The organism is Spirochaeta thermophila DSM 6192 (assembly GCF_000147075.1).
GTDB lineage: Bacteria > Spirochaetota > Spirochaetia > Winmispirales > Winmispiraceae > Winmispira > Winmispira thermophila_A.
Genome location: NC_014484.1, coordinates 418831 through 441731, shown reverse-complemented (window position 1 = coordinate 441731; position 22901 = coordinate 418831). Strand labels below are relative to the sequence as shown.

Annotated in this window: 23 protein-coding genes; 20 read left to right on the top strand and 3 right to left on the bottom strand. The window is 62.9% G+C overall.

Going from position 1 to position 22901, the window contains the following annotated elements:
* Positions 1-62 precede the first annotated feature (62 nt).
* The 4 genes from STHERM_RS01805 (at position 63) to amt (ending at position 4353) form a co-directional block, all read left to right on the top strand.
* A complete protein-coding gene (locus tag STHERM_RS01805; RefSeq protein ID WP_041623156.1) occupies positions 63-482 on the top strand; it encodes a secondary thiamine-phosphate synthase enzyme YjbQ in 420 nt (139 codons plus the stop codon).
* 234 nt (positions 483-716) lie between these two features.
* On the top strand, positions 717-1085 hold the full coding sequence (locus tag STHERM_RS01800; RefSeq protein ID WP_013313176.1) for a response regulator: 369 nt from the start codon (positions 717-719) through the stop codon (positions 1083-1085).
* Positions 1082-1537 (top strand): chemotaxis protein CheX, encoded by a 456-nt coding sequence (locus tag STHERM_RS01795; RefSeq protein WP_013313175.1) that lies wholly within the window; start codon positions 1082-1084, stop codon positions 1535-1537. The genes STHERM_RS01800 and STHERM_RS01795 overlap by 4 nt, the downstream gene beginning before the upstream one ends.
* A gap of 41 nt (positions 1538-1578) precedes the next feature.
* On the top strand, positions 1579-4353 hold the full coding sequence (amt, locus tag STHERM_RS01790; protein ID WP_013313174.1) for an ammonium transporter: 2775 nt from the start codon (positions 1579-1581) through the stop codon (positions 4351-4353).
* Here the strand turns inward: amt and STHERM_RS01785 are convergent.
* Both STHERM_RS01785 and STHERM_RS01780 read right to left on the bottom strand, forming a co-directional pair.
* Positions 4332-6053 carry an ABC-ATPase domain-containing protein gene (locus STHERM_RS01785; RefSeq protein ID WP_013313173.1) on the bottom strand — a complete coding sequence of 574 codons (1722 nt, stop codon included), beginning with the start codon at positions 6051-6053 and terminating at the stop codon, positions 4332-4334. The genes amt and STHERM_RS01785 overlap by 22 nt on opposite strands.
* 54 nt (positions 6054-6107) lie before the next feature.
* Positions 6108-6848, bottom strand: a complete 741-nt coding sequence (locus STHERM_RS01780; RefSeq protein ID WP_013313172.1) for a TIGR00266 family protein — start codon at positions 6846-6848, stop codon at positions 6108-6110.
* A gap of 104 nt (positions 6849-6952) precedes the next feature.
* On the opposite strand from STHERM_RS01780, the gene STHERM_RS01775 reads away from it, so the two are divergent.
* Positions 6953-7489: a TIGR03546 family protein gene (locus STHERM_RS01775; RefSeq protein ID WP_013313171.1), complete on the top strand. Its 537-nt coding sequence runs from the start codon at positions 6953-6955 to the stop codon at positions 7487-7489.
* Positions 7490-7497: 8 nt separating this feature from the next.
* Complete coding sequence (locus tag STHERM_RS01770; protein ID WP_013313170.1) at positions 7498-9561, top strand: hypothetical protein; 2064 nt, start codon at positions 7498-7500, stop codon at positions 9559-9561.
* Between the two features lie 507 nt (positions 9562-10068).
* Here STHERM_RS01770 and STHERM_RS01765 read toward each other — a convergent pair.
* The gene (locus STHERM_RS01765; RefSeq protein ID WP_148223847.1) at positions 10069-10488 is read right to left on the bottom strand and encodes a hypothetical protein; all 420 of its coding nucleotides are present in this window, start codon (positions 10486-10488) and stop codon (positions 10069-10071) included.
* A 747-nt stretch (positions 10489-11235) separates the two neighbouring features.
* On the opposite strand from STHERM_RS01765, the gene nifH reads away from it, so the two are divergent.
* The 14 genes from nifH to STHERM_RS01705 are packed head-to-tail and all read left to right on the top strand — an operon-like array spanning position 11236 to position 22685.
* A complete protein-coding gene (gene nifH / locus STHERM_RS01760; protein ID WP_013313167.1) occupies positions 11236-12060 on the top strand; it encodes a nitrogenase iron protein in 825 nt (274 codons plus the stop codon).
* 18 nt (positions 12061-12078) lie between these two features.
* The gene (locus STHERM_RS01755; protein ID WP_013313166.1) at positions 12079-12435 is read left to right on the top strand and encodes a P-II family nitrogen regulator; all 357 of its coding nucleotides are present in this window, start codon (positions 12079-12081) and stop codon (positions 12433-12435) included.
* The gene (locus tag STHERM_RS01750; RefSeq protein ID WP_013313165.1) at positions 12432-12809 is read left to right on the top strand and encodes a P-II family nitrogen regulator; all 378 of its coding nucleotides are present in this window, start codon (positions 12432-12434) and stop codon (positions 12807-12809) included. The genes STHERM_RS01755 and STHERM_RS01750 overlap by 4 nt, the downstream gene beginning before the upstream one ends.
* A gap of 10 nt (positions 12810-12819) precedes the next feature.
* A complete protein-coding gene (nifD, locus tag STHERM_RS01745) occupies positions 12820-14490 on the top strand; it encodes a nitrogenase molybdenum-iron protein alpha chain (protein ID WP_013313164.1) in 1671 nt (556 codons plus the stop codon).
* Complete coding sequence (gene nifK / locus STHERM_RS01740) at positions 14474-15850, top strand: nitrogenase molybdenum-iron protein subunit beta (RefSeq protein ID WP_237223325.1); 1377 nt, start codon at positions 14474-14476, stop codon at positions 15848-15850. The genes nifD and nifK overlap by 17 nt, the downstream gene beginning before the upstream one ends.
* A 27-nt stretch (positions 15851-15877) precedes the next feature.
* Positions 15878-16552: a nitrogenase component 1 gene (locus STHERM_RS12470; protein ID WP_250635651.1), complete on the top strand. Its 675-nt coding sequence runs from the start codon at positions 15878-15880 to the stop codon at positions 16550-16552.
* Entirely contained in the window at positions 16441-17241 is an 801-nt protein-coding gene (locus STHERM_RS12465; RefSeq protein ID WP_250635652.1) for a nitrogenase component 1, read from the top strand. Before STHERM_RS12470 ends, STHERM_RS12465 begins: the two co-directional genes overlap by 112 nt.
* The gene (locus STHERM_RS01730) at positions 17225-18580 is read left to right on the top strand and encodes a nitrogenase component 1 (protein ID WP_013313161.1); all 1356 of its coding nucleotides are present in this window, start codon (positions 17225-17227) and stop codon (positions 18578-18580) included. Before STHERM_RS12465 ends, STHERM_RS01730 begins: the two co-directional genes overlap by 17 nt.
* A 10-nt stretch (positions 18581-18590) precedes the next feature.
* On the top strand, positions 18591-19832 hold the full coding sequence (locus STHERM_RS01725; RefSeq protein WP_041623152.1) for a radical SAM protein: 1242 nt from the start codon (positions 18591-18593) through the stop codon (positions 19830-19832).
* A gap of 17 nt (positions 19833-19849) precedes the next feature.
* Positions 19850-20155, top strand: a complete 306-nt coding sequence (locus STHERM_RS01720) for a (2Fe-2S) ferredoxin domain-containing protein (RefSeq protein WP_013313159.1) — start codon at positions 19850-19852, stop codon at positions 20153-20155.
* A gap of 8 nt (positions 20156-20163) precedes the next feature.
* The gene (gene modA / locus STHERM_RS01715) at positions 20164-20928 is read left to right on the top strand and encodes a molybdate ABC transporter substrate-binding protein (protein WP_013313158.1); all 765 of its coding nucleotides are present in this window, start codon (positions 20164-20166) and stop codon (positions 20926-20928) included.
* Positions 20929-20931: 3 nt separating this feature from the next.
* The gene (locus STHERM_RS01710; RefSeq protein ID WP_013313157.1) at positions 20932-21417 is read left to right on the top strand and encodes a molybdate ABC transporter permease subunit; all 486 of its coding nucleotides are present in this window, start codon (positions 20932-20934) and stop codon (positions 21415-21417) included.
* A 15-nt stretch (positions 21418-21432) separates the two neighbouring features.
* A complete protein-coding gene (locus tag STHERM_RS11555) occupies positions 21433-21624 on the top strand; it encodes a hypothetical protein (protein WP_013313156.1) in 192 nt (63 codons plus the stop codon).
* Complete coding sequence (locus STHERM_RS01705) at positions 21621-22685, top strand: homocitrate synthase 2 (RefSeq protein WP_013313155.1); 1065 nt, start codon at positions 21621-21623, stop codon at positions 22683-22685. The genes STHERM_RS11555 and STHERM_RS01705 overlap by 4 nt, the downstream gene beginning before the upstream one ends.
* Positions 22686-22901 lie beyond the last annotated feature (216 nt).

Genomic DNA, 22901 nt, shown 5'->3' with positions numbered 1-22901 from the left:
CACCCATGGGCCCCGGAGGCCGTCTCCGCCCGCCCATGGAACACATCACACGAGGAGGCACCATGAAGAGCTACCGCAAGGAACTCTGGTTCAACACCCCCAGCAGGGTCGCCTTCATCAACATCACCCCCCAGATCGAAGAAGCCGTACGGGAGAGCGGGGTGAAGGAAGGCCTCTGCCTGGTGAACGCCATGCACATCACCGCGAGCGTCTTCATCAACGACGACGAACCGGGCCTCCACCAGGACTACAGGGACTGGCTCGAAGAGCTCGCACCCCACGAACCCACAAGCCGGTACCGGCACAACCGCACTGGCGAAGATAACGGCGACGCCCACCTCAAACGCCAGATCATGGGGAGGGAGGTGGTGGTCGCCATCACCGACGGACGACTCGACTTCGGCCCGTGGGAGCAGATCTTCTACGGCGAGTTCGACGGCAGGCGGCCGAAACGCGTCCTCGTGAAGATCATCGGGGAATGAAGGGGAGGCCGGCCTCCCCTTCGCGCGATGCACCATCCCCGGCTCCCTCCTCTCCGGTGCCGGGTTCGTCGTGCACGACCTACAAACATGTAGGACCTCAAAGCATTACCTGCATTTTTGTAGAAAAACCCCCCATCCCCGCACCCCTTCCCCTCCATCTCCTTACCGACACATGAGTTGCGAAACCCCTCGATCCTGGCCCCGTTTTTGCATACTGCTTCCCAGGAGGTGTCCATGAAGAAGGCGCTCGTGGTTGACGACTCCCGAACCATCCGGAACCTGCTCGCCGGAATCCTCGAGGAGATGGGGATAGAGGTCGCGGGCTTCGCCGCCGACGGAGAGGAGGCCATCGTGGCCTTCCAGCGGATCCGTCCCGACCTGGTCACCCTCGACATCACCATGCCCCGGGCGGACGGGCTCCTGTGCCTCGAACGCATGAAGCAACTCGACCCGCGCACCGCCATCGTCATCATAAGCGCGCTCTCCGACGAACGCACCGCCCTCACCGCACTCAAGAAAGGGGCCGCAGGATTCATCAAGAAACCCTTCACCCCCGAGGAGGTGAAGCGCACCCTCTCACACGTCCTGGAGGTGACCGCATGACCAAGGAGGAACTCAAGGCCGTGGTGGACTGCACCACGCGGTACTTCTCCACGGTGACCCCGCACCCCGCCACCATCGGGGTGCCGTTCATCAAGAGAAAGGAACAGGCCTTCTTCCTCGACTACACCGGCATGATCGGCATCTCGGGATCGAGGAAGGGGGGCATCTACCTCACCGCATCGGGGGGCATGCTCTGGAACCTGGGCCACCTCATCCTCTCGGAGGAGGTGATGGAGGAGGAGCTGCTCATGGACATCGCAGGCGAGGTGGCCAACACCGTGGCAGGCAACCTGCGAGAGGCCTTCGGCCCCGAGTTCATGATCTCCGTGCCCCTCGTGGTGCGGGGCGTACCCGACGACCTCCTCATCCACGTACAGTCGCCCGTGTACATCATCCCCATCCTGTGGGAAGGGTTCCAGAGCTTCCTCGGCGTGGGCCTCGATCCCGCCTGAACCACGGGATGTACATACCTACATCGTAAGGAGGGATACGGATGGAACCGAACGTAGGCGACCTGCTCTGGATCACCGTGGCCGCCGGGCTCGTCTTCCTCATGCAGGCCGGGTTCGCCATGCTCGAGGCAGGATTCACCCGTTCCAAGAACAGCATCAACGTGGCGATCAAGAACCTCGCCGACGTGGGCATCTCCTCGGTGGGGTTCTGGGCGGTCGGCTTTGGGCTCATGTTCGGCACCACTTGGCAGGGCCTCACAGGACGCGACCACTTCCTCTTCCTCCCCAACGAGGGCCTTGCCGGGGTGTGGGAGGCGGCCTTCTTCCTTTTCCAGCTCATGTTCGCCGCCACGTGCACCACCATCGTCTCGGGTGCCGTGGCCGAGAGGATGCGCTTCGCCGCCTACCTGGTGGTGAGCACCGTGATCACCGTGGTGGTCTACCCGGTCTTCGGCCACTGGGCATGGGGCGGCGCCCTCTTCGGATCACCCGAGGGGTGGCTCGTGCGGAGGGGGTTCGTGGACTTCGCGGGATCCACGGTGGTCCACAGCATGGGCGGCTGGGTGGCCCTCGCCGCAGTCCTCATCATAGGGCCGAGGAAGGGGCGGTTCGAGGAGGGGGCCCGGATGCAGGGGAGCAACATCCCCATCGCAGTGCTGGGCGCCCTCCTCCTCTGGCTGGGCTGGTTCGGGTTCAACGGGGGCAGCACCCTCGCCCTCGACGACCAGGTGCCGGGGATCATCCTGCGCACCTCGCTCGCAGGAGCGGCGGGCCTCATGGCCGCGATGGCCGCAGGATGGGTCCTCACCGGCAGGGCCGACGTCTCGCACGTGATCAACGGCTCCATCGCAGGGCTCGTGGCCATCACCGCCAACTGCCACGCGGTCACCGAGGCAGAGGCCCTCATCATCGGAGCGGTCGGCGGCCTGGTCATGCTCGGCTCCCTCCGGCTGCTCGAGCGGCTCAGGATCGACGACGTGGTGGGTGCCATCCCCGTCCACCTCGCCGCAGGGATCTGGGGCACCCTCGCGGTGGGGCTCTTCGGTGACCCCGCGCTCCTGGGAACGGGGCTTTCCTTCTGGGAACAGGTGGGCGTGCAGACCCTGGGCGTGGCAGTGGCCGGGGTGTGGGGGTTCGGTGTCTCGTACCTCCTCCTGCGCCTCATAGACCGCTTCTTCCCCTTGCGGGTTCCCCCCGAGGCAGAGGAGATGGGGCTCAACGTGGCTGAGCACGGCGCCACCACCGAGCTCTACGACCTGTTCACCACCCTCACCGAACAGGCCAGGACCGGCGACCTCTCGCTCCGCGTACCCGAAGACCCCTTCACCGAGGTGGGACAGATCGCGCGGGCCTACAACCGGGTGATGGACCGCCTCCAGGAGACCACCGTGGACCGGGACGAGTACGTGCGTCTCCTCTCCGTGATGCGGACCGGTCTGTGCGTCATCGACAGGGACGGGAGGATCGCCCCCCACTATTCCAGGGCCTTCCTCGAGATCTTCGAGCTCAGTGAGGAGGAGGCAGCCCGCCTCACCTTCCTCGATATCCTCAAGTCGAGGGTACCCGAACGCACCTACACCTCGGTCTCCGAGTTCCTCGAGGTGATGTGGGCACCCCACGTGGACGAGGAGGTGGCCCGGTCGCTCAGCCCCTTCCGGGAGCTCGACCTCTTCTGTCCCCACGGACACCGGTTCACCCACAAGGTCATCAGGGCCGAGGTACAGAGGATATGGGGAGGGGAGGCCATCACCCACCTCCTCTTCGTGATCGAGGACATCACGGAACAGGCCCTGCTGGAACGCGAGCTCCAGGAAAAGGAACGGCGCACCGCCTCCGAGATGGAGATGTTCTACCACATCCTCCACACGCACCCTGTGATCCTCGATCAGTTCCTCCAGAGCGTGGAGGAAGACCTGACCACCATCGCAGAGATCTGCGAGCGCGAGTCGGACGACCCGGAACGAGCCCTCTCCCTCATCTACCGCTACGTCCACAGTATAAAGGGAGACGCCTATGCCGTGGGACTCGATCCGATAGGGGAGACGGCCCACCAGATAGAGGAGCACATCCTCCAGATGCGGGAGTCCGGGACGTGTTCGGAGGAGGCCCTCGTGGACCTGGGGGTGAAGATGGGCGAGATCCGCACCCTCCTCGAGCGTGCACTCAGCCTCAAGGAACGGCTCCTCGCCTTCCACAGGGAGAGCGCCGAGGCCCCCACGAGCGACCCCATCGTCTTCGCCGTGGAGCGGTTCCTGGAGCGGATCAGAGCAGAGGAAGGGAAACGGGTGCGGGTGGACTTCAGCGCCTACCACAGGGAGGAGATCCCCCTCGAGATCTACAAACCGGTGAAGGACATGGTCCTCCAGTGCGTGCGGAACGCCGTCGCCCACGGGATAGAGGACGAGGCCGAACGCGAGGCACGGGGAAAGCCGGCCGAGGGGTGTATCCGCATCAGCACCTCCCGCGAAGAGGAGGTGCTCCGCATCATCGTGGAGGACGACGGCCGCGGCATGGACCTCGCGCGCCTGAGAGCGCGGCTCCTGGAACGGGGACTCATCGCCCCCGATGCCCCACCCAGGGAGGTACTGAGGGCCCTCTTCACGCACGGGGCCTCCTCAAGGGACGAGGCGGATGCCCTCGCCGGACGGGGGGCAGGGCTCCCCCTCGTCGGCACCCTGGTCCGCCGGCTGGGAGGAAGGATCGCGCTCACCAGCACCCCGGGCCGGGGAACGCGGATCGTCATCTCCCTCCCCCGCTCCCCCGCCTCCCACATCCCCACCTCCGGGATACAGGATCAGGAGCTCTCCCGGAGCTGACGCACCTTGAGGGTCCTCAGCCGGTCGATGGCGGCAGCCAGCTCGAAGCGGCGGAAGGCCGCATAGTCGCCCACCGGGAAGGGCGAGAGCACGTCCAGCCCCTCGCGGGCCACATCCTCCATGACCCGGTCGAGGATCTCGGCGAGGGCTCTACGGCCGTCCATGTACCTGGTGGCGTAGTAGATGGCATCCCCTATGGCCCGGGTCTGGCTCACACTCGCGAGCTGCTCCACCGCCCCCAGGTCGATCTCGTGCGTACCGAAGTGGATGGAGGTGAGCCCCTTGGGAGAGATCTTCACCTCCCGCTTCCCCTTGCTCGGATCAAAGCTCTCCGAGAGCGGGGCCCGAGGGGTGATCCTCCCGAACCTGTCCCCGCCCTCCGGGCGGCGGTCGGTCCGGTACCTCTGGGCGATCTCCTTGGCCTTGGCCGTCACCTCGTACGGCCGGTACTCGATGAGGCACACCACCCGGTCGGCCACGTCGAAGTAGTCGCCGGATCCGCCTATCACCATCACCGTGGAGACGCCGTAGTCGCGGAGCAGGAGCCGCACCTTGTCGATGAAGGGGGTGATGGGCTCATGGTCCTTGGAAACCAGCTCCTGCATCCGGTGATCCCTGATCATGAAGTTGGTGGCCGAGGTGTCCTCGTCGATGAAGAGGAGCCTGGCCCCTGCCTCGAGGGCCTCGATGATGTTGGCCGCCTGGGAGGTGCTCCCGCTCGCATCCTCGGTGGAGAAGCTGGTGGTGTCCTTGCCGAACGGCAGGTGTGAGATGAAGGGAGAGATGTCCACCTTCTCGATACGGCGCCCGTCCTCGGCCCGGATCTTCACGGCCTCGGGGATGGTGACGCAGAACTCCCTCCCGTCACCCGGGATGTGATTGTAGACCCCCATCTCCAGGGCGTTGAGGAGGGTGGACTTGCCGTGGTAGCCCCCTCCCACGATGAGCGTGACCCCATGGGGGATCCCCATGCCGGTGATCTTTCCCCGGTTGGGGAGGGTGAACTCCAGCCTGAGGGAAGGGGGCGATTCGAAGGGCACCACCGTCCCCGCGGAAAGGGGCTTCTGGCTCACCCCGCTCTCCCTCGGGAGGATGGCGCCGTCCGCCACGAAGGCAACGATCCCTGCCTTCGAGAGCTCGGCCCTCAGGGCATCGGCGTCCTCGTTGGTCTTGAGGTGCTCCACCAGGCTCCTCCCCTGGATGGAGCGGTAGAGCCCCGCCCTCCGCACCAACGCCGGGATGTCCTCGAAGAACATCTCCTGGGCGATCCTGCCGGCGATCCTCCGCCCGAAGGCGGGCAGCCCCACGGTGAAGCGGAGCTCCACCTCCCTGTCGTTCACGAAGCAGCTCGTACGTTCGAGGATCTCCTGTCCCGGCCGGTCGATGCTGATGACGCCGCTCTTGCCCGTGGCGCGGGGTCGCTGGAACCGGCCGGCCTCCCGGGCAAAGACCCTGGTGATGTAGTCGCGCAGGGCGATCTCCCTGCTCTTCGGCCGGTAGGCCGCCTCCGGAAAGCCCGCCACGCGCTGGGGGATCCGCACCCGCACCCTGCTGGGCGCGGCGAACGGATCGCCCTGTACATGGTCTATGACGAGCACGAAGTCGTCGAAGTCGTAGGCCCCTTCGATGTCCTTGTAGGCCTTGTAGCCTGCACCGTCGATCCTGCGGAGGATCTCCTTCAGCGCCTCTGCACGTTGCATACCGATTGCTCCTCTTGTGCCGAATGGTCGTTATAGCCGACGCATGTGGTCGCGTTATTCGCCGAAGAACGAGCCCATCATCCCCGGTCCCCCCTCCCCCTTCCGCTGAACCTGCCCCGCGAGGATCCTGTCCGCGAGCCGGGCGAGCGGCAGGCTCTGGAGGTAGACCACCCCCGGCCCGGTAAGCTCCGTGAGGAAGAGCCCCTCACCTCCGAAGAGGGCGTTCCTGAAGCCCCCCACGAACCGCACATCGTAGTCCACCGTGGGAGAGCAGCCCACGAAACACCCCGTGTCCACCCTGAGGGTCTGGCCGGGCGCGAGCCGCTTCTCCACGATGGTGCCGCCCGCGTGGATGAAAGCCCACCCATCGCCTGACAGCTCCTGAAGGATGAAGCCCTCGCCGCCGAAGAACCCTGCCCCCAAGCGCCTGGTGAAGACCACGTCGATCTCGATGCCGGCCGCGGCGCAGAGGAAGGCGTCCTTCTGGCAGACGAACCGCCCGCCGAGCGCACCGAGGTCGAGCGGGACGATCTTCCCCGGATACGGGGCTGCAAAGGCCACCGCCGCCCTGCGCGAGCCCGTGTTCACGAAGTTGGTGATGAAGAAGCTCTCACCCGCGAGGATGCGTTTGAAGCCCCCGAGGAGCCCGCCCTCCATGCGGGTATCCATGGCGATCCCCTCTTCCATGTAGAGCATGGCCCCCGCCTCGGCCCGCACCCCCTCACCGGGATCGAGCACCACCTCCACGAGCTGCATCTCATCGCCGTGAATCGTGTAGTCTATGCGGTCCGCCATCACACGCTCCCCCGTCTGTTTCCTCCAGCATAGACAGAGGAACGAGAAGGGGCAAGTGCCCGCGCCGCCTTGCCTTTTCCTTCCACCCATACTACAACAGTGGTATGGTGAAGGCCCTCGCACGCATCATCGTGGCCCTCAACACCAATGTGCGCAAGGAACACATCGCCGCCGGGATCGCCTGGGGTCTGCTCCTCGGTTGCATCCCCGCAGGCAACCTCCTGTGGATCCTCCTCTTCCTCTTCTCCCTCATCCTGGTGCACAACCATGCCGCGAAACTCCTCGTACTGGCACTCGTGAAACTCGCACTTCCCCTCCTCACCCCTCTCACCGACGCCGTAGGCTGGGCCGTCCTCACCCACCCGGCTCTCGTGTCGGTGTGGACATCCCTCTACAACCTCCCCCTTGTCCCTCTCTTCAGGTTCAACCACACGCTGGTCATGGGCGGACTCACGCTGGGCACCCTCCTCTGGCCGCCGGTCTTCTTCCTTTTCCGGTTCCTGGTGGACCGCTACCGAACCCACATGGCACAACGCCTCGTCCAGAGTCGCTGGTACAAGGCCCTCCTCCGCATCCCCTTCGTAGCCCGACTCAAGGAGGCCATAGAGAAGACCTCACGGATCCTGCACCTGGTACACTAGGAGGACGCATGGCCGCACGCCGCCTTCCCCGTGCACTCAAGAGACCTCTCACCCCCAAAGCCCTCTCCTCCATGACACGCTTCCTGGAAATCCCCGCGGACAGGGAGTTCTTCTCCTCCTGCTTCACCGAAACGGACGGGCGCTTCCTCCTGCGGGGGGACCTCACACCGGGCGAGAGGGAACGACTCGCCCGCCTCCACCGGGAGATAAAGGCCAACCGACGCCTCATCTCGGCCGGTCCGCTCATCCTCCTCGGCCTCCTTGCGGGTGTGATCCTGGTCTTCACGCTCTTCCTCGCGGGTCCCCTGCTCGAGCGCTCCCTGGAACGGGGGCTGGAACTCGCCTTCGGGGCCCAGGCCGAGGTGACCGGACTCCGCCTCTCTCCTTTCTCCCTCAGGCTCACCATCGCCCACGTGGAGGTGGCGGACAGGTCGTCCCCCATGCACAACCTCTTCGAGGCAGGCCCCGTCGAGGTGTGGCTCGACCCCGAAGCCCTCCTGTGGGGAAGCCTCACGGTGAAGACGCTCCGGCTCGAAGGCCTCGCCTTCGGCACGGCCCGCACCGAACCGGGGGACCTCCCCGCGCAGGAAGGGGCCGAGCAGGAAGAAGCGGCCTCCCCGTCCCCCCCTTCGGAGGGAGGGCCGGACCCCGCCTCCGTCCTTGCCGCCGTCCTCGACCCCTCCGCGCTCGACGTGGAGGCCCTGCTCTCCCGGGAGGCGGACCGGCTCCAGGTGGTCGCGGCACGACGGGAGGTCGAGGCCCTCATCCGGGAGGCCCCACGGTCCTTCGAGGCCGACCTCGACCGCCTCTCCCGTCGGCTCCGGGACCTCACCTCTCGCGTGAAGGAGCTCACCCGCACCAACCCCTCGCGCATCTCCGACCCTGCTGCCCTCACGGCACTCGTCTCCGACGCGGAACCCCTCACGAAAGAGGCGAGCCTCCTCTACGACGAGGCCGGGGCCCTCTCCCGTGCCATCGAGGACCGGATCTCCCGGGCACGAGCACTCGAACGGCAGCTCCGCGGCGCGGTGGAGCACGACAGCGCCTACCTCTCCTCGTTCCTCAGGCCCGACGGCGAGGCCATCGCCCGCCTCCTCTCCGAGGTCACCGCCTCGATCCTCAAGGACGAGGCCCGAACCTATCTCGCATACGCCCGGAAGGGGGTGGAAGCCTGTCTCACCCTCGCCCGGCGCAGAGAGGGCTCCCCCGGACACCGGCGGGAGGCTCCCACAGGCCGGGTGGTGCACTTTCCCGTGAAGCGGCGGCCGGGGTTCTGGCTCCGGCACCTGTCAGGGTCGGGCATCCTACCGGGCGGTACCCTCTCCCTGGAACTCACCGACCTCACGAGCCATCCCTCCCTCATCCACACACCCCTCACCCTCCGCCTCTCCTACACCGGGTCCCCCCGGGTGGGGGCGCAGGGCACCCTCGACCTCTCGAAGGACGAGCCCACCTATACCCTCTCCCTCGAGGCGGAAGGCCTCGAACTCCGGGACCGATCCTTTCCCCTCTTCGGTGCACTCTCCGCCACGGGGAGCGCATCCTTCCGGGCATCGGGCACCTACCCCCGCACCCTCACGGCCGGGGGCAGCCTCTCGCTCGCCGGACCACACCTTGCCCCCACCGGCGGGCCGGGACACCTCGTCGCACCACTCCTGGAAGGCGAAGAGAGCCTCTCCCTCACCGTCTCGTACCGGAAACAGGATCAGGAGGAATCCCTCGAGGTCACGAGTCCCCTCTTCTCCTCCCTCGCAGAACGTCTCGCCCGTGCGCTGGACACCCAGAAGAGTGAACTCGCATCCCGGATCGAGGAGGAACTGGAGGCCCGTATCCGGGACTCCCTCGCGGCCCTCTCCGGGGAAACCACTCGTCTGGACGATCTTTCCCGCCGGAGCGAGGCCCTCCGCGCCGGCGCACAAGGCCTCAGGGAAGACCTGGAGAGCCACCGCAGGGCCCTCGAAGACCGGATCTCCCGCCTCCGGCAGGAGCTGCTCGAGGAGAAGACAGACGAAGTGAAGGAAAAGGCGAGCGAGCTCCTCAAAGACGCCGCCGGCTCCCTCCTGGGGAGATGAGCCGCACGGGGCATCGACCGGCCGGGCCACCTCACATCCGCCTGAGGTGCCGGTCGGCCTCCACCGTCCCGGCTCGCCCCTCCTCGTCCGTGAGAGGAGGTCCTCCACCGGGGGAAGAGCCGCACCCCGAGAGGGGAGCATCTCCCCGAAGTCCGCCCGCGTGCCTACCGGCGAGTGCCCGAACGAGAAGGCCACACGGGATCAAGAAATGCCCTCACTCACCCGTACAGGGCGGGCGAACGGACCGCGCCTGGTTCAGTGGGAGTGGCGGTCAGAGGCTCGGTCTTTGGACTTCCACATCCATATACGAAAGCCCATAAACGGCTTCCATGAAATCCTTTATATACTTTGCATTTCCACTCTTTCTCTTGCAGTCGATGTAGAGTTTGACAAAATAGGGAGCATTACAATCTATATAGGCGATATTTTGATAATGCCCCCTGTCCGATCTATCCTGGAACTCAAACAGCTCAACGGTGAACCCGTTTTTCTGTGTTCTATCTTCGATTACGAGTTTTTCAGAACATAATTGGGATAATAACCCATCAATTTTCGTTTATCGTACTCTATGTAATCCTGCAACGTCGCTTCCTCATTCGGTTTCCGAGCCAACACTACCATTATCCCAACAGGAGAGTTTCTGATCCCCGCCTCTTTGATGAAGAAAAATCCGTCGATTCTATTCCTATGTGCGAATTCCATATCCACTTCCCAATAGGAGGGAAGGGGGATACTTATCATGAAATCGGGTCCATAGAGGAGGAAACCTATTTTTTCGTCTGAGGCGCTCATCTGGGTAAGAGAGAAGAGCACACACACGCCCAGTATGACATGTCTCTTCATCCTCACACCTCCGAACATGTCAGGCATGATCTCCTTTGACAGCCTTGGGAACAACACGCCGAAGGCATCTGCCTCCTTGATCACACACGGAGCCCATTGCGTACCCACACTTATCGCACATGTCGATTCTATTCTATGACTCAAATCCCTCGCTGTCAACGAAAATATAGAGGAAAGCCTTCACCCTCGGCATCTCAGGTCAATCTCACGGTACACAGATCCGCATTGGGTATAGTGTGTAGAATCAGAAGGCCGAATACGAGCAGGTCTGACTGAAAACGGCCGCACCGGAAGGGTGGTCTCATTCCCTCGAGTCAGAAAGAAGAGGAGTCCCAAGGAGAGAGACCCCCACCTGACGGGGCAGGTTCGGGGGCTTCCCGTCGCCGGAACGCAGCGACCTGTGCGTGGAGTAGACACCGGAGGCCTCCCTCCCCGCACCCGATCCACGTGCTGAGGTCACGGCGAGACAGATTCGTGCACCACCGAGGACGAGTGGTGACATGGAGCCGTAGCTTGTATGGAGTGCGTGAGCCCCGTTACAGTCCGATGAGGGAGACCCCCCAGAGGAAGGCCGGTACTACCTCGATGTAGGATCCAGGAACGGAGAGAAAGACCTCCGAGCCCATTTTTCCACGAGAGAGTAAAAAACAGCCTTTTATAGTACATAAATGTAGAATCAAAGATATCGTCCTACATATAGGCAGACAAAGTAATATTACCTTTTTTGTCAGGATTTGATATTTTTTTATAGAGTATCGACTTACCCATTCCTCCTCCCATGGCACGACTTTTGCTCATACCGATGTGGAAACACCTTCTGGAGGATGCTGCATGAGAAAGGTTGCCATCTATGGAAAAGGTGGGATAGGCAAGTCCACCACCACCCAGAACACGGTCGCCGCACTCTCGGAAATGGGCAAGAAGGTGATGGTGGTGGGGTGCGATCCCAAGGCGGATTCCACACGTCTCCTTCTCGGGGGACTGCATCAGGAGACCGTCCTGGACACCCTGAGGATGGAGGGAGAGGATGTGGAGCTCGAGGACATCAGGAAGATCGGGTTCAAGGGTACGATCTGCATAGAGTCGGGAGGACCCGAGCCGGGGGTAGGGTGTGCGGGAAGGGGTATCATCACCTCCATCAATCTCCTGGAACAGTTGGGAGCTTTCAGCGAGTCGGTGGGTCTGGATTATGTGTTCTACGATGTGCTGGGGGACGTGGTCTGCGGGGGCTTCGCCATGCCCATCCGCGAGGGCAAGGCCAACGAAATCTACATCGTGGTCTCCGGCGAGATGATGGCCATGTACGCCGCCAACAACATCTGCAAGGGAATCGTGAAGTTCGCAGAGGCGGGAGGGGTGAGACTCGGCGGTCTCATCTGCAACAGCCGTAAGGTGGAGCGGGAGGAAGATCTCATCAAGGCCCTCGCCGAGCGCCTCGGCACCCAGATGATCCACTTCCTTCCCCGCGACAACATGGTGCAGAAGGCCGAGATCAACAGGATGACGGTGGTGGAGTATGCCCCGGATCATCCACAGGCCGAGGAATACCGCACCCTCGCGAAGAAAATAGAGGAAAACACCATGTTCGTCATCCCGAAGCCACTCCGAAACGATGAGTTGGAGGAGCTTCTCATAAAGTACGGAATCATGAATTGAACGACGAGGAGGAAGACGATGGTGATGATCAAGGCGATCGTGCGTCCCGAAAAGGTGGACAACGTCCTGGAGGAACTCATGGCCGCGGGGTTCCCAGCGGTGACCAAGCTCTCGGTCCACGGTAGGGGCAAGCAACGTGGTATAAAGATCGGCAACGTGGTCTACGACGAGCTTCCCAAGGAGCTCCTCCTCATCGCCGTGAAGGACTCCGAGAGGGATCTGGTGATCAAGACCATCATCCGGGCCGCTCGGACCGGGGACAAGGGGGCCTTCGGGGACGGTAAGATCTTCGTGGCCCCCCTCGAGGAGGCCTACACCATAAGTTCGGCCATCCGGGAGCTCCCCGACGGACGTGTGGAAGAGGTGAAACTATGAAGGAGATCCTGGCGGTCATCCGTATGAACATGATGAACCGTACCAAGGAGGCCCTTTCCGAGGCTGGTGTGGCTTCCCTCACGGCCACCGAGTGCCTTGGAAGGGGAAAGGGCCTGGTTGACTTCAAGGTCCTCAAAGGGGCGGAACAGGGATACGAGGAGGCCATCGCCCAGCTGGGATCGGGGCAGCGCCTCATCCCCAAACGCCTCCTCATCATGGTGGTGCCCAATCGCCTGGTACCGAAGGTGGTGAAGACCCTCATCTCGGTCAATCGCACAGGCAAGCCGGGTGACGGAAAGATATTCGTGCTGCCCGTAGAGGACGCAGTGCGGATACGAACCGGAGAGAACGGGGACGGTGTCCTCGACGACTAGGAGGAGACACATGGAAGGGCTCGAACGATTCGATCTCGAAAAGATACGGGAGGAGATCCTCGAACGATATCCCGCCAAAGTGGCAAGAAAGAGGGCGAAACAGGTGGTGATCAACCGAAAGGATCCCGAAACCGGAACCCCGCCCGAGATCGTCGCCAATGTGAGGACCATCCCCGGCATCCTCACCATGAGGGGCTGTTGTTATGCAGGCTGTAAAGGCGTGGTCCTCGGTCCCACGAGGGACATCCTCCAGATCACCCACGGCCCCATAGGGTGCGGGTTCTATTCATGGCTCACCCGCAGGAACCAGACGAAACCGCGTACCGAGGAGGACCAGAACTTCCTGCCTTATGCCTTCACCACCGATCTCACGGAGAACGAGATCATCTTTGGTGGCGAGAAGAAGCTCAAGGCTGCGATCGAAGAGGCCATCGCCGCGTTCCATCCGAAGGCCATAGGGATATTCGCCACCTGCCCCGTGGGCCTCATAGGAGACGACATCCACGCGGTTGCGAAGGAGATGGAAGAGAAATATCCGGAGGTGAACATCTTCGCCTTCAGTTGCGAGGGGTACAAAGGGGTGAGCCAGTCGGCGGGTCACCACATCGCGAACAACAAGCTCTTCACGGATGTGGTGGGACTGAACGACGAGGTGAAAGAGGGTCGGTTCAAGGTCAACCTGCTGGGGGAGTACAACATCGGAGGTGATGCCTTCGAGGTGGAACGCCTGTTCGAGCGGTGCGGTATCACCCTGGTTTCCACCTTCAGCGGGAACTCGTGCTATGAGGATCTCACGAGGGCCCATACGGCCGACCTCAATCTGGTGATGTGTCACCGGTCCATCAACTACATGGCGGAGATGATGGAAAAGAAATACGGCATCCCATGGGTGAAGATCAACTTCCTGGGGGCCGCAGCCACGGCCAAGTCCCTGAGGAGGATCGCGGCCTTCTTCGACGATCCCGAGCTCACGGCCCGGGTGGAGGAGGTGATCTCAGAGGAGATGGCGGAGGTGGAAAAGGTGAGGGAAGAGGTCTATCCACGAACAGAGGGTAAGATCGCCATGCTCTTCGTGGGAGGCTCGAGAGCCCACCACTACCAGGCACTCTTCGAAGAACTCGGTATGCGGACCGTTGCGGCCGGATACGAGTTCGCGCACAGGGACGACTACGAGGGCAGGAGGGTCCTCCCCTATATCAAGATAGACGCCGACTCGAGGAACATCGAGGAGCTCGAGGTGGGACCGGATCCGGTCCGGTATAGGCCAAGGGTCACGCAGGAACAGGCCGAGAAACTCAAGGCCCTGGGAATCGAGTTCATGGACTATAGGGGTATGATGCCCGAGATGGACGAGGAGTCCCTCGTCATAGACGACCTCAACGCCTATGAGGCCGAGGTCCTCATCGAACGGATTCGTCCGCACATCTTCTGCGCAGGGATCAAGGAGAAGTACGTCATCCAGAAGTTCGGCCTCCCCATGAAGCAGCTGCACAACTACGACTACAGCGGTCCCTATGCGGGATTCAAGGGAGCTATCAACTTCTACCGGGAGATAGACCGGATGGTGAACAGCCGGATATGGCAGATGGTCTGTCCGCCCTGGGAGAAGACCGCCCCACTCGAAGGTGCCTATGTGAAAGAGAGAGAGGAGGAGTCCTATGCTCATGCGACACACGACTGAGAAGATCGTGGAACGGAAAAACCTGGTGGTGAACCCGGTGAAGACATGTCAGCCGATAGGGGCTATGTATGCCGCCCTGGGGATACACCGTTGCATGCCCCACAGCCACGGCTCCCAGGGGTGCTGCGCCTATCACAGGAGCATGCTCACCCGGCACTACAAGGAGCCGGTGATGGCCACCACCAGTTCGTTCACGGAGGGGGCGAGCGTCTTCGGCGGGATGGGGAACCTCATGGATGCGATCGCCAATATCTTCTCCCTCTACGATCCCGACGTGATCGCCGTCCATACCACCTGTCTCTCCGAGACCATCGGTGACGACATACCCCAGATCGTGAAGAAGGCCAAGGACAACGGACTCATCCCCAGGGGAAAACACGTCTTCCATGCGAATACCCCGAGCTACGTGGGTACGCACATCACGGGATACGCCTCGATGGTCAAGGCCATGGTGGATTACTTCGCCGTCCCCTCCCGGAAGCGGTCGGATCAGATCAACCTCGTCCCCGGGTTCGTGGATCCACCGGACATGGAGGAACTCCGCAGGATCTCCTCTTCCTTCGGGGTTGCGGTGGTCATGTTCCCCGACACCTCCGGGGTGCTCAACACCGGGCTCACAGGGGCGTTCAAGATGTTTCCCCGGGGCGGCACGAGGGTGTCGGAGCTCGTCACCGCAGGAGAAGCCATAGCGACGTTGGGGCTGGGGCGGTTCGCCGCAGGCCCTGCAGCCCGGGCCCTCGATGCGAAGTGCGGTGTGCCGTGTGAAGTCCTCGATCTCCCCCTCGGCCTTGCGGCCACCGACCGATTCGTGATGGCGCTGAGTCGGCACACAGGGGTGCCTGTCCCGGAGGACATCGCAGAGGAGCGGGCACGTGTGGTGGATCTCGTGGCGGATATGCACCAGTATCTCTACGGGAAACGTGTGGCGGTGGCCGGAGATCCCGATCATCTCTTCCCCCTCGTCGAGTTCCTCCTCGACCTCGAGATGGATGTGCGACACATCGTCACCGGCATGCAGAGCAAGAAGATAGAGCGGAGGATGGAGGAACTCTTCAGGGAGAAGGCACCCGACAAGAGGCCCAACTTCGCGGCCCCCGGAGATCTCTTCCTCCTCCATCAGTGGATAAAGAACGATCCGGTGGATCTCATCATCGGGAACACCCACACCAAGTACATCGCGCGGGACGAGAACATCCCCTCGGTGAGGGTGGGATTCCCCATCCTCGACAGGGTGGGGCACCAGTATTTCCCGATCGTGGGGTACCGCGGTGCCGTCCGTCTCCTGGAGATGATACTCAACGCCTTCCTGGAACGGGTGGATGCCACCGTGCCGGAGGAGAGTTTCGAGCTGGTGATGTGACCGCGTGCCGACGACAGGGAGGGCCGTATGAGCGTGTGTATACTCAAGGGCAGGGAAGGTCAGCTCTATGTGAAGGGCGGGAGAACCTTCGATATCGTCTGCGACCGGCCGAGCCTCGCCGGGAGTGTGAGCCAGCGTGCCTGTACCTTCTGCGGATCGAGAGTGGTGCTCTATCCCATAAAGGACGTACTCCACGTGGTGCACGGGCCTGTGGGATGCGCCTCCTACACCTGGGACATCCGGGGGGCGCTCTCGAGCGATGTGGAGCTCCACCGGTACAGCTTTTCCACCGATCTCAAGGAGTCGGAGGTCATCCATGGGGGAGAGAAGAAACTCTATCGGGTCCTTTGCGAGCTCATCGATCGTTTCAACCCCCGGGCCGCCTTTGTCTACGCCACGTGCATCGTGGGGGTGATAGGGGATGACGTGGACGCGGTGTGCCGCAAGGTGGAACGAGAGAAAGGAATACCGGTCTATCCCGTGCACTCGGAGGGATTCAAGGGCACCAAGAAAGATGGATACCGGGCCGCCTGCGATGTGCTCTTCAGGATCGTCTCCTCGGGGGGGAGCGCCCCACCCTTCCGTGCAGCATCAACATCATCGGAGAGTTCAACATTGCGGGGGAAACCTGGCTCATCCGCAGGTACTACGAGGAGATGGGGATACGGGTGGTCTCCACGATCACGGGCGACTCCTCCATAGAGGAGATCGCACAGGCCGGGAGCGCCGCCCTCAATGTGGTGCAGTGTTCCGGGTCCACCACTCTCCTCGCAAAGAAGATGGAGGAGCGTTACGCCATACCGTTCATCAGGGTGTCGTACTTCGGAGTGGAGGACACGGCCGAGGCCCTCTACCAGGTGGCGCGGTTCTTCGAACCCTCGGCACCGGGAATGCTCACCAGGACGCGAGAACTCGTGGCTTCGAAGGTCTCGGAGGTGTATGCCGAACTCGAACGGTACAGGCGAGACCTCGAGGGATCAAGGGCGGCGATCTATGTGGGTGGGGCCTTCAAGGCGTTTTCGCTCATCAAGGCCCTGCGTCTCCTCGGTATCTCCACCCCGGTGGTGGGATCCCAGACCGGAAGCCGGGAGGACTACGAGACCATCGCAGGTATCTGTGAAGAGGGTACCGTGATCCTCGACGACAGCAACCCGGCCGAGCTCGCCCACTTTCTCAAGGAGAAGGACGTGCACCTCCTCATAGGAGGGGTGAAGGAGCGTCCTCTCAGCTACAAGCTGGGGGTGGCCTTTTGTGACCACAACCACGAGAGGAAGCTGCCGCTCGCAGGGTTCGAGGGGATGGTGAACTTCGCGAGGGAGGTCCACGCATCCCTCATGTCTCCGGTGTGGCGCCTCTTCAGGGAGGGGGTCGATCATGGAAGCGTCCTATAGACCCACGGTGAATCCATGTGCGCAGTGTGCGCCCCTCGGCGCCACGCTGGTCTACAGGGGCATAGAGCGGTGTTTCCCCCTCTTGCACGGGGCCCAGGGGTGCGCCACCTACATCAGGCGGTATCTCGTGGGTCACTTCAGGGAACCCGTCGATATCGCGAGCTCCAGCATCCACGAGGACTCCGTGATCTTCGGCGGGAGGGACAACTTCCTCACCGCGGTGGAGAACGTGCTCCAGCAGTACAGGCCCGCCGTGGTGGGGGTGGCGACCACGTGCCTCGCCGAGACCATAGGGGAGGACGTGAGCATGTTCGTGCACGAATACCGGCGGCGGCAGGGAGGGGATGAGGGCCCGGTCTTCGTCCTGGCCCCCACCCCCAGCTATCGCGGTACCCATCAGGATGGGTTCCTCACCGCCATCCAGGCGAGTCTCGCGGCGCTCGTCCCCGGGGAAGGGGGTGGAGGACATCCTCGAACACCCTACGTCAATGTCCTCAACACCCAGCTTCTCTCCTGCGAGGACCTGCGGTTCCTCAAGGAACTCTTCTCGCAGGCGGGTTTCACCCCGATCGTGTTCCCCGATTATTCGGAGAGCCTCGATGGTCCTGCGTGGACGCACTACGTGGGTATCCCCCCAGGGGGGACACCCCTGTTCCTCATGAGGAGGATGGGGAGCGCCCTCTGTACCGTGGAGATGGGGGTATTCCACGGGGACGATTCCCCCGGAAGGATGCTCGAGGATGTCCATGGCGTACCCCTCGTCTCCACGGGAGTGCCCGTGGGGGTATGCGCCACCGACGAGTGGATCGGGGCTCTGGAGCGGATCGGAACGAAAGCCCTCTCCGAACGGTACCGGCAGGTGCGCGGCAGGGTCCTCGATACGTATGCGGACGGACACAAGTATGTCTTCGGGAAGCGGGTCATGGTCTACGGCGAGGATGAGCTCGTCTACGCCCTTGCGAGGTTCTGTATGGAGGTGGGGATGATCCCTGCGATATGCGCCACGGGGAGACAGACGCCGGGTTTCCGGGAGAGGCTCCAGGTTCTGGGAGGAGACCGGGACATCCTGGTACTGAGCGGTGCGAGTTTCGACGACATGGAGATGGCGGCGAAGGATGCGGGGATCGATCTGCTCATGGGGAACAGCAAGGGTTACAAGATCGCCAGAGGCCTGGGCGTCCCCCTCGTGAGGGTAGGGTTTCCAATCCACGACAGGCTGGGGGGACACCGGATACGGATATTGGGCTACGAGGGTACTCTCTCGCTCTTCGAGCGGGTGGTCAACGCCCTCATCGAGAGAGAGCAGGAGCGGAGCCCCTATGCCTACTTCACCATGTGAGGAGTGTGTGATGGACACTGCACGACATCCCTGCTTCGACGATGAGGCGCGGAGCCGTTACAGGAGGGTACATCTTCCCGTGGCGCCTCGGTGCAACATCCAGTGCCACTACTGCAACCGGAAGTTCGACTGCGTGAACGAGTCTCGGCCCGGGGTGACGAGCGGGCTCCTCGACCCGGACGAGGCCTGCGAGGTGGTGGATCTCCTCAAGGAACGGTTTCCCGATCTCACGGTGGTGGGGATCGCCGGCCCCGGAGATCCGTTCGCAAACCCGGATGAGACCCTCTCGACACTCAGGGGTGTACGGAGCAGGCACCCGGACCTCCTCCTGTGTGTGGCGACCAACGGCCTCGCCCTTCCGGAGTATGTGGAAGAGCTCGCCGACCTCAGAGTCTCCCACGTCACGGTGACGGTGAATGCAGTGCACCCAGAGGTGGGGGAGCGGATCTATCCCTGGGTAAGGTACGAGCGACGGGTGAGGGGGGGAAGGGAGGCGGCCCGGCTCCTGATCGATCGGCAGCAGGAGGCCATCGTGTCGCTCAAGGCGAAGGGCCTGGTGGTGAAGGTGAACACCATCGTGATACCAGGGGTGAACGATACCCATGTGAGGGAGGTGGCGAAGGAGACGGCCGCATGGGGGGCGGACATCATCAATCCCATCCCGCTCTATCCCGTCGAAGGGACCAGGTTCGCACATATAGGTGAGCCCGATCCCCGATTCATGAGCGAACTCCGGAGGGATGTGGCTCGTATCCTGCCCGTGATGTCCCATTGCGTCAGATGCAGGGCGGACGCCCTGGGATTCCTGGGAGAGGAGGGTTCCGTGATGGATCTCACGAAGGATCACCGCGTGGAGACGCGACCACCCGAGAGGATCGCGGTCACCACCATGGAAGGGATGCTCATCAATCAGCATCTCGGCGAGGCCGAGGAAGTGTATGTGTACGAGCGTGGGGATCAGGGATATGTCTTCCTGGAACGGCGGGAGACCCCAGAGAGGGGCGGTGGGGAGGAGCGGTGGCGTCTCCTCTCTCGGATCATCGGGGACTGTGAAGTGCTCCTCACCTCGGGAGTGGGTGGGAACCCCTCCCGTATACTGGGTGAGGCGGGTATCAGTGTGGTGGTGTCGGGGGGACTCATTCAGGAGGTCCTCGACGAGGTGTTCAGGCATGGGGTCACCTCCCGGGTGGAACGTCCGTTCTGGGGGTGTGGTCCCTCGTGTGCCGGTTCCGGAACCGGCTGCGGTGTATGAGACAAGGAGGGTGTGTCATGAAACGACCCGAACGACAGATCCTTATGTGCGGAGGGTACCGGACAGGAGGGGGTGCGACGGGCACCTGTGCGAGGAGAGGATCGCTCCCGCTCGCAGGCTATCTGCAAAGCGCGGTGGAGGATCGGGGTATGGGGGATGTGGTGGTCACCCTCACCGGGTGCATGAACCTCTGTGAAAAAGGACCTGTGGTGGTGATCCAACCCGACAATCTCTGGTACGGCGGAATCGAGGGTGAAGAGGACATCGACGAGATACTGGACGCCCTCCTCGAGGGGAGGACGGTGGAACGACTGCTCCTATAGGAGGAACCATGCGTGGTCGAGTGGCGACGACCCTTCTCGTTGCAGCGCTGGCTGTACGAGGGGTTTCCGCGGAGTCCGGTGGTCACGTCACCATAGGTGCGGCGGCGGTCTTCACCGATGCAGTGGACGAACTTGCACGTTCCTGGGAGGACCGGTCGGGCGTGGCGGTGCGCATCACCATAGGATCGAGTGGTGCGCTCAGGGCCCAGATCATGCAAGGGGCACCCATCGACGTGTTCCTCATGGGAAACGAGGAGGAGGCGAGGGAACTGGTGAAGACCGGGCATGCGGATGAGCGATGGGTGACTCCCCTCTGCAGGAACAGCCTGGTGGTGCTGGTCCATACGGGCCACCCCGTGGAATCGCCGGGATCCCTCGCCTGTCTCCTCTCCCCTGGAATGGGAAGGATCGCCGTTCCCAACCTCCAGACGACTGCGAGCGGGAAGTACCTGCGTCGGATCTTCGAACACGAGGGGGCCCTGTACGAGAGGGTACGGGAGAAGTTCTTCTTCGCGGAGACCGTGCGACAGGCCCTCCTCTGGTTTCAGATGGGGAACGCCGATGCTGCGATCGTCTTCCGATCCGATGTGGCGGGGATCGAAGGCGTGGAAGTGGCTCACGAGATCCTCCTCGTCGAGGGCCGTCCCATACTCCAGGTCTGCGGACTCACCCGAAGGGGACTCGCCTCCACCCGGGCGAAGGATCTGTACGCCTTCCTCACCGGAAGGGAGGCGGGCCAGATCCTCTCCCGGCATGGATTCATCGTGGAGTGAGTGATGGATCGAATGATGCTCATGGATACCATAGTGCTCTCGCTCAAGATCGCCTCCATCGCGACGGGGATCTCACTCCTCGCAGGCGTTGTCCTCGCCCAGGTGTTTGCGGGAAAGCGGCAGAGAGGTGTGATACTCGTGGAGGTGTGCATATCGGTCCCCATGTTCCTCCCGCCTGCGGTGACGGGCTACTTCCTGCTCCTCCTGCTCGGATCCCACGGCCCGATCGGGGGAGTCCTCGAACGTTGGCTGGGTGTGGAGATCGTCTTCACCCAGGCCGCCGCGGTGATCGCTGCGGTGATGGTCACGGTTCCCATCGTGTTCAAGAGCATGAAGGGTCATTTCGAGTCCATAGAAGAGGATGTGCTCCACGCGGCCAGGATGGACGGGGCCGATGAGGTGCTCGTCTTATTACTGGTGAAGCTTCCCATGGCGATGAGAGGGCTTTCCTCTTCGGTGATGCTCGCCTTCCTCCGGGCCATGGGATAGTTCGGTATCACGCTCATGATCGCGGGGAACATCCCCGGTCGTACCCAGACCCTCTCCCTCGGCATCTACCAGGAGGTGATGATGGGTGATGCGGAATTCGCAGGGCTCTACGCCCTGATCCTCTTCGTCCTGGCTACCGGGATCACCGCGGTGGTACATGTGATAGAAGACAGGATCGCCGAGCCCTCGGGAAGGGGGAGAGGATGAGGATCGGCATTGTGGACACCACGCTGCGCGACGGAGAACAGGCGGCGGGGTTCGCCTTTTCCTCGGAGGAGAAGTTCCTCCTCGCGCGTCGCCTCCTCGACGCCGGTGTGGATGAGGTGGAGGTGGGCTTCGCGGCCGTGGGTCGCGCGGAAAAGGTGGCCATCCGTCGGATAGTGGATGGGCTCCCGCCGCAGCGGGTGTTGGGATGGAACAGAGCCCTTCCTCGTGACGTCCTCGAATCGCTCTCCCTGGGACTCGTCCGCCTGCACGTCTCGGTGCCGGTATCGGACATCCTCATACGGATACGATTCGGGGGAGACAGGGGGAGGGTCCGATCCCTCCTCCGGGAGGCCGTCCTGTGTGCGAGGGAGAAGGGGGGGATGGTCTCCGTGGGTGCAGAGGATGCCTCACGGGCGGATCTCTCCTTTCTCGTCGAGATCGCCTGCGTGGCCGAGGAGGTGGGGGCCTTCCGCTTCCGGTATGCGGATACCACAGGGACCGCCGCCCCATGGGAGACCTACGAACGGATATCGTTCCTCGCTCGGCACGTGAAGATCCCTGTGGAGCTCCACATGCACAACGATCTGGGCCTTGCGGTGGCCAATACCCTCTCCGGTATCAGGGCAGGGGCGTCATGGGTGGACACCTCGATCTGCGGGATGGGGGAGAGGGCAGGTCTCTGTCCATTGGAGGAGGTGGTCGTGGCGATCAGAGTCCTTACGGAAGGGGAGACCTCGGTGGATCCATCCCGCCTTCCAGGGCTTGCGTCTCTCCTGGAGAGGATCACCGGGGTGAGGATGCCGCCGTGGAAGTCCGTGGTGGGGGAGAACGCCTTTTCCCACGAGTCGGGGCTCCATCAGAAGGGGGTGATGAGGGATCCCGGCACCTACGAGCCCTTTTCCCCTTCCCTCGTGGGGAGGGTGAGGAGGGTCCTCGCCGGTAAGCACGCGAGCAGGGAAGCCTTCGGTGAGATCCTCGCCTCCCAGGGGGTGCGGCTTCCTCCCCCGGTGGAGGACCTCCTCTTCCGGATCATGAAAGGCGAGGTGGGACTGGAGGGGTAGAGGGGGGTGAAGGCCGATCGACACGTCACGCGGGAGCGAGGCGGCCCGGCAGGTCCACCCGCCACGCCGGTTGCCTCCCGGGGCGGAGGCACCCGTCTCCCCTCCTGGGAACGAGGTTCCACCTCCGAGGCAGGCTCCTCTTTCCCTTGCCGTTCGATTACGATTCGGGCTGTTGCACAGCGTTCGAACCGGGGGGCGAGTGTATGCGTGAGCCAC